This window comes from Psychromonas sp. MME1, from assembly GCF_041080865.1.
Lineage (GTDB): Bacteria > Pseudomonadota > Gammaproteobacteria > Enterobacterales > Psychromonadaceae > Psychromonas.
In genome coordinates, this window is sequence record NZ_CP160906.1 from 2,493,637 (window position 1) to 2,510,238 (window position 16,602).

At 40.2% G+C, this 16,602-nt stretch carries 18 protein-coding genes; 4 read left to right on the forward strand and 14 right to left on the reverse strand.

The features are described 5' to 3' along the window. Positions 1 to 12 precede the first annotated feature (12 nt). From AB2N10_RS11385 to srmB, 4 genes are all read left to right on the forward strand, one after another. Complete coding sequence (locus tag AB2N10_RS11385) at positions 13 to 1,758, forward strand: Wzy polymerase domain-containing protein (protein ID WP_354625461.1); 1,746 nt, start codon at positions 13 to 15, stop codon at positions 1,756 to 1,758. Between the two features lies 1 nt (position 1,759). Beyond that, positions 1,760 to 2,404 (forward strand): lytic transglycosylase domain-containing protein, encoded by a 645-nt coding sequence (locus AB2N10_RS11390; RefSeq protein ID WP_354625460.1) that lies wholly within the window; start codon positions 1,760 to 1,762, stop codon positions 2,402 to 2,404. 272 nt (positions 2,405 to 2,676) lie between these two features. After that, positions 2,677 to 4,230 (forward strand): HD domain-containing phosphohydrolase, encoded by a 1,554-nt coding sequence (locus tag AB2N10_RS11395; protein WP_354625459.1) that lies wholly within the window; start codon positions 2,677 to 2,679, stop codon positions 4,228 to 4,230. A gap of 304 nt (positions 4,231 to 4,534) precedes the next feature. Continuing rightward, the gene (srmB, locus tag AB2N10_RS11400; protein ID WP_369433866.1) at positions 4,535 to 5,908 is read left to right on the forward strand and encodes an ATP-dependent RNA helicase SrmB; all 1,374 of its coding nucleotides are present in this window, start codon (positions 4,535 to 4,537) and stop codon (positions 5,906 to 5,908) included. Positions 5,909 to 5,965: 57 nt separating this feature from the next. Here the strand turns inward: srmB and AB2N10_RS11405 are convergent, their stop codons facing one another. From AB2N10_RS11405 to AB2N10_RS11470, 14 genes are all read right to left on the reverse strand, one after another. Further along, positions 5,966 to 6,610, reverse strand: a complete 645-nt coding sequence (locus tag AB2N10_RS11405) for a DUF2959 domain-containing protein (RefSeq protein ID WP_354625457.1) — start codon at positions 6,608 to 6,610, stop codon at positions 5,966 to 5,968. 15 nt (positions 6,611 to 6,625) lie between these two features. Next, complete coding sequence (locus tag AB2N10_RS11410; protein ID WP_354625456.1) at positions 6,626 to 6,853, reverse strand: hypothetical protein; 228 nt, start codon at positions 6,851 to 6,853, stop codon at positions 6,626 to 6,628. Positions 6,854 to 6,981: 128 nt separating this feature from the next. Continuing rightward, positions 6,982 to 7,503: a DUF3833 domain-containing protein gene (locus AB2N10_RS11415; RefSeq protein WP_369433867.1), complete on the reverse strand. Its 522-nt coding sequence runs from the start codon at positions 7,501 to 7,503 to the stop codon at positions 6,982 to 6,984. Next, positions 7,500 to 8,024, reverse strand: a complete 525-nt coding sequence (locus tag AB2N10_RS11420) for a chalcone isomerase family protein (RefSeq protein ID WP_354625454.1) — start codon at positions 8,022 to 8,024, stop codon at positions 7,500 to 7,502. Before AB2N10_RS11420 ends, AB2N10_RS11415 begins: the two co-directional genes overlap by 4 nt. Further along, positions 7,996 to 8,532 (reverse strand): DUF2878 domain-containing protein, encoded by a 537-nt coding sequence (locus AB2N10_RS11425; protein ID WP_354625453.1) that lies wholly within the window; start codon positions 8,530 to 8,532, stop codon positions 7,996 to 7,998. Before AB2N10_RS11425 ends, AB2N10_RS11420 begins: the two co-directional genes overlap by 29 nt. Beyond that, positions 8,525 to 9,769, reverse strand: a complete 1,245-nt coding sequence (locus tag AB2N10_RS11430) for a cyclopropane-fatty-acyl-phospholipid synthase family protein (protein ID WP_354625452.1) — start codon at positions 9,767 to 9,769, stop codon at positions 8,525 to 8,527. Before AB2N10_RS11430 ends, AB2N10_RS11425 begins: the two co-directional genes overlap by 8 nt. Then, complete coding sequence (locus AB2N10_RS11435) at positions 9,759 to 10,514, reverse strand: DUF1365 domain-containing protein (protein ID WP_354625451.1); 756 nt, start codon at positions 10,512 to 10,514, stop codon at positions 9,759 to 9,761. The genes AB2N10_RS11430 and AB2N10_RS11435 overlap by 11 nt, the downstream gene beginning before the upstream one ends. After that, a complete protein-coding gene (locus AB2N10_RS11440) occupies positions 10,511 to 11,767 on the reverse strand; it encodes an FAD-dependent oxidoreductase (protein ID WP_354625450.1) in 1,257 nt (418 codons plus the stop codon). Before AB2N10_RS11440 ends, AB2N10_RS11435 begins: the two co-directional genes overlap by 4 nt. Beyond that, the gene (locus AB2N10_RS11445; RefSeq protein WP_354625449.1) at positions 11,767 to 12,486 is read right to left on the reverse strand and encodes an SDR family NAD(P)-dependent oxidoreductase; all 720 of its coding nucleotides are present in this window, start codon (positions 12,484 to 12,486) and stop codon (positions 11,767 to 11,769) included. Before AB2N10_RS11445 ends, AB2N10_RS11440 begins: the two co-directional genes overlap by 1 nt. Next, a complete protein-coding gene (locus tag AB2N10_RS11450) occupies positions 12,483 to 12,908 on the reverse strand; it encodes a nuclear transport factor 2 family protein (RefSeq protein ID WP_354625448.1) in 426 nt (141 codons plus the stop codon). Before AB2N10_RS11450 ends, AB2N10_RS11445 begins: the two co-directional genes overlap by 4 nt. Positions 12,909 to 12,911: 3 nt before the next feature. Further along, on the reverse strand, positions 12,912 to 14,285 hold the full coding sequence (gene phrB, locus AB2N10_RS11455; protein ID WP_354625447.1) for a deoxyribodipyrimidine photo-lyase: 1,374 nt from the start codon (positions 14,283 to 14,285) through the stop codon (positions 12,912 to 12,914). Positions 14,286 to 14,309: 24 nt separating this feature from the next. Continuing rightward, complete coding sequence (locus AB2N10_RS11460) at positions 14,310 to 15,269, reverse strand: DUF523 and DUF1722 domain-containing protein (RefSeq protein WP_354625446.1); 960 nt, start codon at positions 15,267 to 15,269, stop codon at positions 14,310 to 14,312. Positions 15,270 to 15,291: 22 nt separating this feature from the next. Further along, the gene (locus AB2N10_RS11465; protein WP_354625445.1) at positions 15,292 to 15,939 is read right to left on the reverse strand and encodes a ChrR family anti-sigma-E factor; all 648 of its coding nucleotides are present in this window, start codon (positions 15,937 to 15,939) and stop codon (positions 15,292 to 15,294) included. Next, positions 15,932 to 16,549: a sigma-70 family RNA polymerase sigma factor gene (locus AB2N10_RS11470; protein ID WP_354625444.1), complete on the reverse strand. Its 618-nt coding sequence runs from the start codon at positions 16,547 to 16,549 to the stop codon at positions 15,932 to 15,934. Before AB2N10_RS11470 ends, AB2N10_RS11465 begins: the two co-directional genes overlap by 8 nt. Between the last annotated feature and the right edge of the window lie 53 nt (positions 16,550 to 16,602).

Sequence of the window (16,602 nt, forward strand, 5' to 3'; positions counted from 1 at the left end):
AATAAAAAATAAATGGATGTTCAACAAAAACTGACTCGTGCTTTTTTTATCTGTTTTGCACTTTTAATGCTGTTAGGCGCGCATTACTTTCAGCATAATCAAGGAGGAAGTGGCCTTGAGCTGGCACAAAACAATGTGGTTTGGATTTTTTTCTCGTGTTTAATCGGGCTTGGTTTATGGAAAGTAAGTGAACAACAAAAATTTATTTATTCACGTTTCACCATACTATTTTTAATTGCGGTAGCGCTCTTTTGCGTCCCAATTTTATATCCTAACAATGAACTTGCCGAGCAAAGTTATACCCGCTTAATTGGCCTTTTCGCGGGCTTTTTGTTATTTCTAAGTCTGCAACAGTTTCACTTTAAACGCCTTGAAACTGAACGCCTTCTGTTGCTTATTGTCGGCGCAGGATTACTGCAAGCTTGCTATAGCTTAATGCAAGATTACCTGCTACCTGCACAAAATATCTTTGGCTATGATGTCGGCTATGGTCGCCCCTATGGTATTTTCCAGCAGCCTAATGTACTTGCCTCATTTATGGCGACAACGCTCATTTTATCGGGCTATTTATTGCAACAAATTAGTAATAAAAAAGTGCAAGCTTTTTTATTACTAACCACCCTACTTAATGCGTGGGTGATTACCTTGACTATGTCACGCACGGGCTATCTCGGTAGTGTCATCGCGTTACTTTTATTTTTACCTTGGGCATGGCAATGTAATAAAAAGAAGCTGACGATTTTTATGCTCGCCATCGCTTTAGGAACAGGGATTGCGATGCTAAAGGGGGATGCCTTGAAGGCGCGCAATGTTGATAATCTAAGTGAGGGGGGAGCGCGCTTAAACCACTATAGTAATAGCTGGCAAATGATTAAAGAGAAGCCACTACTCGGTTATGGTTACGGCGGTTTTGAAAAGCATTATTTACTGTTTAACGCTGAACAAGTGAAAAACAATAAATCTAAACCCGAATATGCCAACCTCACTCACCCACATAATGATATGCTATTTTGGGCCGTTGAAGGGGGTATTCTTCCTCTCTTTGCGATGTTATTGCTGATTGCTAGTTTCCTAAATTTACTACGTGCTTTTAAGTTTACCCACGCATTGGCACTCACCTCATTAGTGATTCCCATCATATTGCACACACAGACAGAATATCCTCTCTACCATAGTGCGCTGCATTGGTTAGTACTAATAGTTCTCGTGTTTTATATCGATAATCAAACTAAGCTCACTCAACAAAAGTCATTTAGGTTAACCTTTGGACTGCGTGTTTCAGCAATATTAGTCCCACTATTTACCACTATTTTTATGCTATCCAATCTTTATACTATCGCCAAGATAACTGAATATGAGCGCAGCAAAGAACCTAATATTATGGTGTTAATGGATATTGTTAATCCATTAGTGTTTGCTGATCGTTTTAATTTTCATCTCACCTACTTTAGGTTAGTCATGGCAATACAAAGGAAAGATGCCGAAGAGATCCAAAAAATTATTGCATGGACGAATGATACCGTGAAGGAGACCCCTCGCTCTTATTTTTATATTATTTTATACCATGCTTATATGAGTAGCGGTCAATCACAAAAAGCACAAGAAATTTTAGGCTATGCACGTTATTTATACCCTTTAGATAATGCACTTGCTAATATAGATAAACAAATAAAGGCGAACAATGCGCCTATATCAGACGCAAGTTCAACGGGTAGTACTACAAGTGCAGGACAATCAACAACTAATAAAGCCAATTAATATGAGCAGATATTTTTTCATTTTATTTATAAAATGTGTCAAAGTACTCTTACTTAGCTTGCTGCTTAGCCAGCAAGTTTTGGCTGATATTTATCTCTATATTGACAGCAATGGCAACCAACACTTTGCTGAGCGTAAAGTAAATAATGAATACAAATTATTACTACGCAGTGATACCAATAAGAGCCAAGGAAGTTTTAAAAATTGGAAAGAGAAGCGTTATAACAATATTAGCTTACCTAATAATGCTATTTTACAAAAAAAATACCATCCATTGATCCTAGAGGCTGCGCATAAATATCAATTAGAACCCGCTTTTATCCATGCCGTTATCACTGCCGAATCAAACTATCAACGTCATGCCATCTCTCGCGCAGGCGCGAAAGGGTTAATGCAATTAATGCCAGTAACGGCCGAACGTTTTGGTGTCAATGATCCCTTTGATCCAAAACAGAGCATTCACGCAGGAACGGAGTATCTAGCCAAATTATTGTCGGAATTTAAAAATAAAAAACTGGCACTAGCAGCCTATAATGCAGGAGAAGGGACAGTAAGAAAATATAATAAAATCCCCCCCTATCCTGAAACGCAACAGTACGTAAAAAAAGTGATGGACTTTTATCGTCATTACAAAATGAATTTATAATGAATTTTTTAAAAAACACAATACATTCATCAAAGGCAAAGCAACACCATCAACATACTGTTCAAAAAGCAACCGCCCAATTAAAACGGTTTCTAACATTGAGTTAATAAAATTGAAAATTAATAATTGGCACCGTGAAACGACTCACAAAGTAAAATAAAATATATTAATTTGAGAGAAAAAAATTTACAAAATAGCGCATAATAACCCTTCACCTATAAAACATAGATGTGGAAACAGTAACTTAGATAATGCACCCTAGAGATTTATTTATGAATGATGATGATCTTCTCTTTATAGAAGATGATATACACAACATAACAGAGCAATTATCTTTCCATCTATCTCCTTGGAAAGTGCTGATCGTTGATGATGACAAAGAGGTCCATGCAGTCACTAAGTTAGTGCTTTCAAAATTTGAATGGGATGAGATCCCACTACAATTTTATAGTGCTTATTCAGCCTATGAAGCAGAACAAATTATTTTAGAAAATAAAGATATTGCAGTGGCTTTGATCGATGTGGTCATGGAAACCGATGATGCAGGACTTCATTTAATCAAAAAAATTCGCGATGATTTTAATAACAAATCAACGCGAATAGTGCTTCGCACTGGCCAACCTGGGCAAGCTCCCGAACGAGAAATTATTCGTAAGTACGAGATCTCAGATTATAAAAACAAAACCGAACTCAGTGGGATGAAACTCGATACACTGATGTGTAGCGCACTACGTTCATACCAAAATATAATTAATCTAACAAAAAATAAACAAGCACTTGAGTTAGTCATTGAATCTTCAACGGTGTTATCTGAGACGATCACCTACGAAGCTCTTATTTATGAAACAATGAACTACCTGAGCAAATTACTGGATAAATGTTCTCATAGCGCGACTTCATCTCTATCTTCCCTTGGTATCTATTGTAATCCAACCGTTTTTCACCTCATTGAAGCTCGCGGTGAATTTGCTCATTTGAACAAATTAGATGATTTCGATAAGGTACATGATAAAGCCTCCATGTTAATCTCACAAAGTATTGCTGAAAAGCGTGATATTTACAGTGAAAATGCCTTTGTCATGAATATGCGAAGTAGTTCGAACAGCTCTATCCTATTCTACTTTGAAGGATTTTTTCCACTTAACGCACAAGATATTTCATTACTAGATCTATTTGCCAGTAATACAAAAACCGCTTTTGAAAATGAAGAGTTACGCCATGAATTAGAAGAGGGACAACGAGAAATTGTTTATCTACTTGGCGAAGCAATTGAAAGTAAATCCAAAGAAACGGGCAACCATATCCGCCGAGTAGCAGAGATAACCCGCATCTTAGCGCTTGAATTAGGCTTTAGCATTGTCGAGTCCGAAAAAATTAAATCAGCCTCTCCACTGCATGACCTTGGCAAAATAGGTATTCCCGATAGAGTTCTACACAAAGCAGGCCCGCTTAATGCTGAAGAGTGGGAGATAATGAAAACCCATGTTGAAATCGGCTATGAATTAGTGCGCTATTCCACTCAAGATATATTAAAATATGCCGCTTTAATTAGTTATCAGCACCATGAAAAGTGGGATGGCACGGGTTATCCCAATGGCTTAAAGGGAGAAGAGATCCACCTTGTTGGCCGTATCGCTGCCCTTGCCGATGTTTTTGATGCCCTTTGCCATGATCGCTGCTATAAAAAAGCTTGGCCGATGGAAGATGTTTTAAAGTTCATTGATGAGCAAGAAGGCTTGCATTTCGATCCGAAAGTCGTTGCCGCATTCCGCAAACATCGAAGTCAAATAATTGCAGTGAATGATCGCCATAGAGATTACTTCTAGCCTTTTCAAAAATCACAAAAGTTAGCAAGCATTTACGGTGCTTGCTTATATCCATAAAATAACTTTTTAAATTTTTATAAAAATCCCCCTGTTTGCTTTATAATAACCCCTACTTATACCAATTCGCATAATATTATGGTTATAGCTTGTTGAGGAAAAATGATAGAGAGCAAGGCGCATGATTGAGTAATAGCAGGCTATTACGAATAAATGCAACGCTATCATCTATTATTTTAACCAACAATATAGATCAGATCCTTATGCCGATTGGTATTATTATTGTTTTTTTATTTTGGAATATCGCATGTCTTTTGCAGAACTTGAGCTCGACCAACACCTATTAAATGCCCTTGCTCAAATGGGTCATAAACGCCCAACCAGTATTCAAAGCTTAGCGATACCTCCGGCAATGGATGAACAAGATATTATGGCGAGTGCGCCAACCGGAACAGGAAAAACGCTCGCATTTTTACTCCCCGCGGTGCAACGATTAATCGATTTCCCTCGTCGCAAAGGCGGCTCTGCGCGTATTTTAATTTTAACCCCGACGCGAGAATTAGCGGTACAGATCAGTGAAGTAGCACAACAGCTCATCGCGGGTACAGGACTCGTTGTAGGTAATATTATCGGCGGAGTTTCTTACCAAGATCAGGAAGAAGTGATCATGGGTAATGTGGATATCGTGATTGCCACGCCTGGACGCTTAATGGAATACATTGACTCTGAAGCATTTGACTGTCGTGAAGTTGAAGCCCTTATTTTAGATGAAGCTGACCGCATGCTGGATATGGGCTTTATCAAAGAGATGGACAGGATTGCTGGAGAAACTCGCTGGCGCAAACATACCTCGTTATTTTCAGCCACACTTGAAGGTAAAGGGCTACGAGAATTTTCACGCGAAGTACTACAAAACCCAATACAGTTAACGGCGGAAGTGTCACGCAGAGAGAGTGGAAAAATATTACAGTGGGTCCATCTTGCCGATGATCCTGAGCATAAATTAAATCTACTTTGCGCACTACTCGCACCACAAAAAACAGATTCAGAAAGTGATGCCGAAGAAAAACAACAGAAGATCATTGTCTTTGTTAAAACACGTGAACGTTTAGCAGAACTTGTCGCACAATTAGCCGAGCGCCATATTAGTTGTAATTATTTGCGTGGTGAAATGGACCAAGAAAAACGCAACCAAGCACTACGTCAATTTAAAGAGGGAAGCGTTAATATCCTGATCGCCACCGATGTTGCTGCACGTGGTATTGATGTGCCCGATATTAGCCATGTTATTAACTATGACATGCCGCGTAGTGCCGATGTTTATGTACACCGTATTGGCCGAACGGCACGTGGCGGTAAAAAAGGCATCGCTATTTCCTTAATCGAAGCGCATGACATTGATATCCTAGCCAAAATAGAACGTTATACCGACCAGAAACTCAAACGTCGCGTCATTAAAGAACTACGACCAACACATAAAGAAGCCAAAGTTAGCCAACGTAAACTTAAAAAACCGGTTAATAAAAAAGGTAAAGAGCGCGCAGAAGAGCTGAAAAAACAGCAAAAGGCAAAACGCTTACAGAAGAAAGAGAATATGGGTAAACAGCGTCATCGCGATATAAAAGCGAAGGGTAAACCCGATTGGGCGGCTAAGAAGAAAAAAGAAGATAAAGAGTCGTAACAAAATGATAGATGCCCCTATTCTTTATTAGATTGGGGCATCTCAAAAATAGAGCGCTTATTCTTTGATTTGCGCAATAAATTCATTGGATTGAGTTATCGCCAAATTCATATCCGTAATTAACCGCTCCACATCGCGTTTAATGACATTGTACTCCCCTTGTAATGCCCCAATCGCCTTCGCATTTAAATTATGCTTAAGAAACAAGACATTATCTTGCAATGCGGCTAGTACTGGCTGCATCCGCAGTTCCGCGGAATGCATCGTTTTAATCAGTTTATTATAGCGTTTCTCGGTGCTAGTTAGTTTTGCTTGGCTCTGCTTTTTTAACTGGGCACTGCTATATAGATTAATTTCATCTTGCCACTCAGCAAACAACGCATGTGCAACATCTTCAATCGATTCTATCTTACTCGATACATCATCAGCTGCCGCTTTACTAGTATCATAATGATTTTTACTTATTTCATATTGCTCGGCTAAATCACCGCCATCGAAGTTAATAAGCGTAGATAGATGAGTTAACGCATCCTTAAACTCAGTCTGTGCTTCCTGTTGAGACTCACTAGCGGATTCAACTCGGTCAATCAAGATATCGCGTTTGTGCTGCCCGACTTGCTCCATGGCTGCATAATAGGTCGATTCACATCCATAAAAAGTAAAAGTGAGCAGGGTTATTAATATAATTTGAATAAATTTCATCGGCTTACCTAATCATTATGAGCTCGAATGGCTGTATTTAGCGGCATCAATGATGCTCCAAATATATACAATAGGAACAAATAAATAACCAATTAAGACAACGGCTAGCCCCCATGAAATCAACATTCCAACAAAAAATATAAGCGCAGCTAAGAGCCTTCCCTGAACCAATTGCCCTAAACCTGGGATAAAAAAACTACAAATAGCGGCTAACACATTACCACCAGAACCTTGACCCGACATTATCATTCCCTCAATAGATTAATATAAATAATTACTTTAATACTAAAAGCGGGCAACGACAATTGAAAAATGGTGATATTGCTAAGCTAACTAACAATCGCATCGCAATGAGATCACTATCTTATCGTTTATTGCTTGTTGATCACCAATATAACCTCGCCAACATTTATTCCCCATTTTTTAATATAACTGCGATTAATCACGGTTTTATTATTGATTTGATATAACCAATCATCAAAGGTAACCCGGTAATGGCTATTATCGACTTTAATATCAAGTTGATAATCCCAATGCAAAGCAAATCCAGCCGCTTCACCTACCGCTTTGCCATGAATGTCCCCAGCCGTACCGCTGTATCGACCATTATCCAGTTGTGTAATAATCCATGTTCTAGTGGTTTTTTCGCCATCATCAAAAACAAACCACTCCTCTAATTTGCCAACATTATCCTGCCATGTACCGACCATTTTCACGCTAAAGCGACGCGCTACAACACCGGCGTGATTTAACACCACGCCATCAGCTTGTAAGGGGCCATTAAAAAAACGTTGCACATCAAACTCAGGGGAAGTTCCCCTATAATCATCGAGGCGCTGGCCACTACAGCCGCTTATTAAAATAACAATAAGAAAAGCCATTAGTTTCATCATTGCTCTCCAATTAACTGTTTACGCAGGGATGGCAAAGCCGTATTACGGGCCAGCCAGATACCTAAAAATGCCGCAGCAAAATCAGGGTGTTGAATGCCACCGACGGGCACCTGATTATAATAAAAAAAACCTTCCCCCTGCTCAGATACATAAAATGTTAATCTATCTCCCTCTTTAACATCGGGGAAAATCAAGGTCAGTTGTGATAGCCAAGGTTTATATAATGCGGCATTCAACTGTTGTTGTTGCCATTGCTCGCGTGTGGCATCAATTAACCGTTGTCGATCAATATTCTTATGGTAGTGAATAGTTAGTGCCTGTGGATAATGTAGCTCTTGATAGTTACCTGTACGACTATATAAACTAGCATTATAAATATCCATAAACATCCATTTTAAGGTCGCTTCCCCTACGGGCTTGAGATCAGCTGTTATAGTCGCGTGACTAACATTAGTTGAAGCTAATAAACTGATCATAAGGAGCAATTTAAGCTTAGTGATTGCCTCTCCTAATCGCATCATGTTCATCTCCCATTAATTTACTCGATAATAGGTATACGGGCATCAACGCCATCCAGATCACTGCGAGTAAAAATAAACTTGAGAATTCTCCAAAAGGTAAGCTCAGTGCTGAAAGTTTCACTCCAGCAAAATAACTTAAAGGGGCAAAAAATCCTCCTGCCAAGGATTTCACCCATAATGGCTTCCCCTTTAACCACGACATAGAATAATTTAGGCTTAATGCAAAATGAGCCCAAAGCAATAACAACCAGAACGGCATAATAGAACTATCAGGAAAGAGAAATACGTCATTAACCGACAACAGCGCATCAACCCCGCCACCTAACAGCGTCACCCAGAACAGACGATAGAGATCAAATGTGCGCTGTCGGGATAGGTAAAAGTGCAATGCTAATGACAATAACAGGGGCATGATTGCCTGCTGCTGAAAGTAAACAGCAGCAAACCAAGCAACTTGGAACCAAAAAAGATTTATCCAATTTGCATAGCGACGCCAGAGATTATCCACAACGGTAACCGGGTTTCGCTGCAATTAAATGTACGGTACTGATAGTACGCTCTAAAAATGCGCCTTCGCAGTAACATAAATAGAATTGCCATAAACGAATAAAATCATCACCATAGCCAAGTTGACGAATCTCATGCAAAGCGCCTTGAAAGCGCTCAAACCAATGCTTTAATGTTTGTGCATAATCCTGACCGATATCATGTAAACCGGTAATCACCATATCCGTCTTATTTGAAACATTATCCGCCATTACCGAAATAGAAGGCAGGCAACCGCCGGGAAAGATATAACGCTGAATAAAATCAACACCACTGCGGTATTGGTCATAACGTTGATCGGAAATCGTTATCGCTTGAATCAACATTTTACCATCATCCTTAAGATGCTTATTGCAGGTTGCAAAAAAGCTAGCTAAATATTCATGGCCAACGGCTTCAATCATCTCAATGGAGACTAACTTATCATATTGCCCGGTCAGCTCACGGTAATCTTTTTTCAATAGGGTAATTTGATCGCTAAGACCTAGGGATTCAACCCGCGCCTTAGTAAAATCATATTGAGCATCAGAAATGGTAGTTGTGGTCACATGCACCTTATAATTCTGTGCAGCATAGATAGCAAGCGCTCCCCAACCTGTGCCAATTTCTAATAATGTTTGCCCTTCTTTAAGATCTAAACGTTGGCAGATGGTTTCTAATTTATGTAATTGTGCCTCCTCTAAATCGGCATTTTGATGAGGATATATGGCACTTGAATAAAGCATTTCTCGGTCTAAAAATGTTTGATACATCTCGTTACCCAAGTCATAGTGTGCAAGAATATTTTTTTTAGAGCCCGCTTGGGTATTTTTACGCGCCTTATGGTAAATCCAACTGGGCAGTTTCATTATCGTAGCAACACCTTTATCAAGCTTGGCTAATGCTTGCTGCTCTCTTCCAAGGACTTGGATAACTTTGGTTAAGTCTGGACTAGACCATAAGCCTTGAATATAGGCTTCACCGGCACCGATACTGCCTCCTAAAAGCATCTTTTTATAACAACGAGGATCGTGAATAATCACCTTTCCCTGCAAGTCGGCATCTTTATTACCTAATAGTTTTTGCTCATTACCCTCTTGTAATATAATCGCGGCTTGTTTCATGGAAGCGAGAATAGAGAAAATCATTTTTTTAGCAAACTTGTCCAACACACCAATGGAAGCTTCTGATTTATTTAACTCTGCTTGTTCAATTGACATGATTTTTCTCCTTAGTAGAGTGAGGAATATAGGGGATGCCTTTGCAAAACAGGCGTAATGCTTGCCAATAAATCCCCAGCAGGGTTTTTACCGTCATCCACGGAATAGCTAAGAGATTATTACGTAAATTTTGATTAGTGAAAGCCAGCCTTTTCATGGCAATACTGGCGCTAAATAACTTATCTTGCTGATGATTTTCAATTATTAGATGTAACTGTTCACTTGGCTCACTAATACGCCAATGGTACTGCATTTGTAAATCCATGAAGGGAGAAACGTGGAAGGTTTTATCACAGACAGTCTCACCATCAATTGCAATTAAATAGTAATGACGTTCGTTCCAAGGTGTATTACTCACTTCAGCAAGTAGGTAAGCTAAACGGCCACTTTGGTCATAGCAATAGTAGTTATTAATGGGACTAAAATACAAACCGAAACAACGCATCTGCCCAATAAACAGCACTCGCCCTTGGCGATTTTCACCACCAAGCTCCACTACCTTAGACCAGACATCATTTTTACTAATAGATGCTTGATGGCTAAGGTAATCGCTGCTGCGAAAACTCAAAGGGGCAAATTGATTCACTTTAAAATAGCGCCCTAACTTTGCTAAAACGGGGAGTTCATCTAAATCTATCGCCAGAAAAAAAATATTGTAACTAAAACGATGTAGCTTAGGCGCAAAACGTTTGTGAAATACCTTACCTTGATAGATACAAGAATTGAGAGGTTTATTTTGATTCATAAACTAACTCCAAATCGTTTACAAACATCTAATGCACTATTCACACCATCTTCATGAAAACCGTTGTACCAATAAGCACCAGCAAAGTGAGTATGGTTTTTGCCACAAATGCGCGACCTTAATTGTTGCGAGTGGATGCTTTTGCCATTAAAAACAGGGTGGTCATAGTGATAAGTTGCTAATATTTTACTTGCGTCGATCTGCTTGGTTTGATTCAAGGTGACACAAAAGGTCGGGGCATCGGCAGGCAAGCGTTGCAAAATATTCATGTTATAGGTCAGCGCAGCTGGGCTATCAGCATCATTACTAAGGTGATAATTCCATGCCGACCAGGCTCGCTTTTTAGTTGGTAATAGAGAGGCATCGGTATGTAAAACCACCTCATTTTTTTGATAGCATAATCCCCCTAACACCCTCTCTTCATCGGCAGTGAGATCCACTAGCATTGCTTTCGCTTGATCACTATGACAGGCTAAAATCACCTCATCAAATTGCTGCCAATCTTCGCCTGCAACTTGAATTTCAACCCCCTCTGCGACGCGCCTTACTTTACTAATCGGCGTGTTGAGATGTATTTTATCTGCAAAAGATTCGCAAAGCGGCGCGATATACTGCTTTGAGCCACCGGGAATAACATACCACTGCGGCCGATTCGTGACACTTAATAAACCGTGATGATAGAAAAAACGGACGAAAAAATAGAGCGGAAAGGCCTTCATATCATTGAGACTAGACGACCAAATCGCTGCCCCCATTGGTAAAATATAGTGATTGGCAAAGTAATCATCAAACCCCTGCGCGCTAAGGTAATCACCTAAATTTATTTGTGGATCGATACTTTGCTGTTGCCACGCTTGGGTGCAGAGTTTGTTAAAACGTAAAATATCCTTTATTAAGCGCAAAAACTTTACATTCAATAAATTGCCGCGCTGGGCAAATAGGCTATCGAGATTAGTACCACTATACTCCAAACCCGTGTGTTGATTTTTAACACTAAAACTCATGGTGGTTGCCAAACGCCCCACACCAATTCTTGCCAAGAGTTTTTCAAAATTAGGGTAAGTTCTATCATTAAAAACGATAAATCCCGTATCTATTTGCCATGCTTTGCCATCAACTTGAACACTTTTCGTGGCTGTATGGCCACCAATATAATCACCCGCCTCAAAAACGTGAACATCCTCCTTTTGATTGAGCAAATAGGCACAAGTTAAACCAGAAATTCCACTACCAATAATCGCTATTTTTTTCATTATCGCTTCATCCTTTTTGCCATACTTCTCCATACCCAATCGGGTAAAAATGCGAATAACTTCAGCAAACCAGTAAAAACTCTCGGAAAATGTATTTCTCTTTTACCTTGAGTAATTCCTTTGAAAATAAACTGAGCGGCTTGTTCCGCACTAATTAACATCGGCATTGGAAAATCATTTTTTGCCGTCAAGGGGGTCTTTATAAATCCAGGGTTAATTAAACTCACGGCGATGCCATCTGTTTGTAAATCAAGACTTAATACCTTAGCCAGATAACTAATCGCCGCTTTGCTTGCTCCATAGGCTTCGGCACGGGGAAAGGGCAAATAACTTGCGCTTGAACCCATTAACGCGAGCCCTCCTCCACTTTTTAATTTGGGCAACAAAAGTGCTAAAGCGTGTCCCACGGCAATCACATTAGTGCTAATAACACGTTCAAATAACTCCCCATCAAAATTGACAGGATCATCAATATATTCACAATTTCCAGCGTTTAATATAACCACATCTAATTCAGGAATACCCAGCAGCGCCGCGTTAATCTGTGCTTTATTTGTCAAATCAAAAGCAATACAACTAACATTGTTTAAGTTTGCTAACTCAGCTAAAACTTTTTCATTACGTCCACAGGCAATAACTTGCCAATGCTTTGCTTGATACAGTAAACAGAGCGCTTTACCAATCCCAGAGGTCGCCCCAGTAATTAAAATACGCTTCATTGTCTGGCCCTCTTTTTAATCACCTTAACTAGTGTAGATAACAGCGGTAGGTGTTCATAGAGCATCTCACCAAGGTCTAAATAATCGCGGTGATAATCAATCTTATCGCTAAAACTAAGGTGGCTAGCACCATGCACAACAATGGTTTTACCACTGGCAATTTTCGGATGCGCATAGTGCATCGTCCAGATGATGCTTGCTTGCTCCCCCTGTTCAATCACCTCTGTGATATCAAAGTGACACAACTGCAAGTTGCTATAAAGATGCTGAAAATAGCCACGTAATTGAATTAAGCCATTAATCTCATGCAAAGGATCTCTAAACTGTACCTGCTCACTATAAACCTCACTGAGCAGATCCAGATTATCACTATTCAATCCTTGGTATATTTGACAAAATCTTGCTAGTAATGGCGAACTCATGCTTTACCCCTGTGACTTTAGTACCGAGAATGTTTGCAATGCCTTAATACGCGCCTGTGTATGGTCAACTATGGCATTAATCGGCAAATGGATCTCTCGATTAGTTAGTTTTTTTAGCTCTGGTAAATAGTTACGTATGAACTCGCCATTTGGATCAAATTTTTGACTCTGTAAGATAGGATTAAAAATACGAAAGTAAGGTTGAGCGTCACAGCCCGTACTAGCCGCCCACTGCCAGCCTCCATTATTGGAGGCAAAATCACCATCAATAAGCTGTGATTTAAAATAAGACTCCCCCCAACGCCAATCAATTAAAAGATGTTTAGTGAGAAAGCTTGCCGTAACCATACGTAGCCGATTATGCATCCAACCACGCTGCTTTAGTTGACGCATTGCCGCATCGACTAATGGATACCCCGTTTCACCATCACACCACTTAGTAAATAGAACGCTATCATTCTGCCAAACAATATTATTTGCCAAGGGATTATAATTTGCCCCCTTACCAAGCTCAGGATTTAGCACCATGATATGGCGATAAAATTCACGCCAAATAATTTCGTTAAGCCAAACAAAAGCGCCACTCTCTGCCCTATCTAAGGCATAGGGAAAATGCATTAATAACTGATAAAGACACTGCTTCGCACTTAACACCCCCAATGCAAAATAGGGCGATAAACTTGAGGTAGCGGGTTGAGCGGGAAAATCACGCAGCGCGCCATATTGATCGACGCTTTGCTCAAAAAAGGTCGTTAATAACTGTTGTGCATATTGCTCACTCGCTGGCCACAAACGACTATCAAGCTGGTTGGGGGCAATATTAATAATAATCTTATCGGCTCCATCAGCCATGTTCACAACATGACCTTGCTTAATTGGCATCGGGCAGGGACGTAAATCAATTTGCTTCACTTGCTTGAGCCACTGCTTACGAAAGGCACTAAACACTTTAAACATACTGCCCTGCTGCGTTAATACCGAACCAGCAGGTAAAATGGTGTCGCCTTGATGCAGCAGCAAAGGGAAACCGATCGCTTGCAGATGCCTATCTCGATTTATCTCATCGATTTCAGGCTCCGCATTGGCGTGAATTTGGCTAATTTCCCATTGCTTACAAAGCGCCCCTAACCTCTCAGCAATACCGCTAAAATAGTCAACATATTCAATGTGTAAAGGGATACCTAATGATGCTAATTGAGTGCGTAAACTTTGTAGTGTTTTTCCAATAAAATCGACTTGAATGGGGGCAACTTGATGCTTTTGCCACTGCTTAGGGGTGACAAAATAGATAGCACGAGTCTGACCATGTAAACACGCCTCATATAAAGCGGGATTATCACTAACACGAAGATCCTTTCTAAACCAAATTAGCTGCATCACTATCTTTCCTTTGCTTTAACATTAATGGTTATACCGTAATTTCAATGCTTCCGGATGGGGGTGCAAATAGACTTGCTGGATAAGATAGGGATCGGGGTAAATAGTTAAATAATGAGTAATTAAGGTTAAAGGAGCCATTAACGGTAACAATCCCGTGCGGTATTTATCAATCGTATCGGCTAATGCAGTACGCTCTGTACTGGTGAGTTGTTTTTTAAAATAGCCCTGTAGATGCGAAAGTGTATTGGTATGGCTTTTTCGATTAGCGATACATTTTAAGGTCGCCATAAAGCCTGCAATATACTCAGGAGCAATCTCCTCGGCACTCTTTCCTGTACCACCGAGCATCGGCCCCAAGGTGTAATAAATAGTCGGATTATGCGCCATCAACAGGTATTTATGTTGGGCATGAAAGTTGGTCAGCTTAGCCATGGTGATCCCAGAGGCAACCAAGCCCTGCCATTTGTGATAGGCAATAACACGGGTGATAAAGTTCTCACGCAATAAAAAATCGTTTAAACGCCCATCTTCTTCGACGGGTAATAGAGGGTGATCTTGCATCACCTTAGCTGCAAACACACCAACCCCATTACGCTGCCCTTGATTATTATCAGGGTTATATAGTGTCACTCGCTCCATCCCACAACTGGGCGACTTTGCACAAAAAACATAACCACTTAACGGTGTTAAGGTCGGGCTAGTTTGCGCGGAAAATTCCTCTAATTTCTCGGTGACTTCAAAACTACCATCGCTGGCGACGACTCTGATACGTTGCTCACCCTTAATTAAGCGAATGGCTCGGCGAGGCGTCCCCATACCAATCGCCATCTCTGGGCATATGGGATGAAAATCGAAATATTGCGATAATATTTTCTGGCAATAAACACTACGTTTATGCCCGCCATCAAAACGCACTTTATTACCGATTAAGCAACTACTAATACCGACTTTAATTTTATTGGCATCAAATTCCATGTTCATCTCCAGCGCCTAGGCAACACAATTAATAAATCAATTTTCCTAATGGGTTCAAAACCTTACTAATACCAGAGGTAAAGTGTAAAGGGGCATTTTGTACCGCATAGCATAAACATCCTGACTCGCTAAATGGGCTGTGTTGCTGCCCACCCTCTAGCCAAATAAAATCACCTTTGTGATAACTACCATGTTCATCGGCAAAGGAGCCATCTAATAATAGCGTTACTTCATAACCTTTATGGCTATGACTCGGGATCACCCCATTTTTATCAATGTGTAACAAGTTAGAGCGAATATTATCTTCGTCTTTAACGATACGGGCACGACTTACAGGCCCTAGTCCAGACCACTTAATATCCTTAAAGGACCTAAAGGCACGCGGCAAATTAAAGGTTTTATTACTCACATAGGTGGTGACATTTTTCACTTGAGCTGCGACTGGCACTTCGGGCAACTCACTCTGTAGTATATTTTGCAACATGTCTGAAAAATCGACAGTGGGGCTATTTTCTTGCCAAGTCTGTGACGCTAACGATTGCGTTAGTTGTTGCGATTTTTTCTGACAATGTTCGCACATCTCGATATGCGCACTCACTGCAACGGCTAAAGAGAAGGGTAAATGACCTTCACTGTGTAAAATGAGTAGTTGCTGGGTTGGATGATGCTTAATCATTAGCGCTCTCCAGTTTTAATTTTAATTTACTGATTGCTAAACGTAGCCGCGATTTCACCGTACCTAAGGGTAAGTCTAAATGGTTGGCTAACTCCTGTTGCGACATGTCCTGTAAATAGATAGCCTCTACTACCTCTTTCTGCTGCATAGGTAAGCTATTGATATGTTCAAGTAAGTGACGCGAAAATAGATGGTCTTTGTTTAAAGATGTATCTTCTTCTGAAAATAACGGCCACAGATCTTCGCTGACATCATCTTCTTTGTTTCTTTGCTTTTTACGCAACATATCAAAACAAACATTACGCATAACGGTAAAGATCCAACCGCTCGCTTTGCCCTTATCACTATCAAAAAGTGACGCTTTACGCCAAACAAGCAACATGGTTTCCTGGACTAACTCCATCGCTTGCGCCTCAATTTGTAAACGCTGTAGACCGAAGCGATGAATACGAGGAGCAAAATAGTTAAATAATAAGGTATAGGCAGCCTTATCTTGCTGACGGGCAACAGCAAGCAATTGCTGCTGTAGTTGCATCTCTTGCTCATCAACATCAGGATGATCATTATATTTCAAATTAATGCCTAACTCAGGGGAAGATACCTTAAGCATATTACAATTCCATAAAAGCGATAAGTGGTTATCTGATAATTACGTAGCAACAA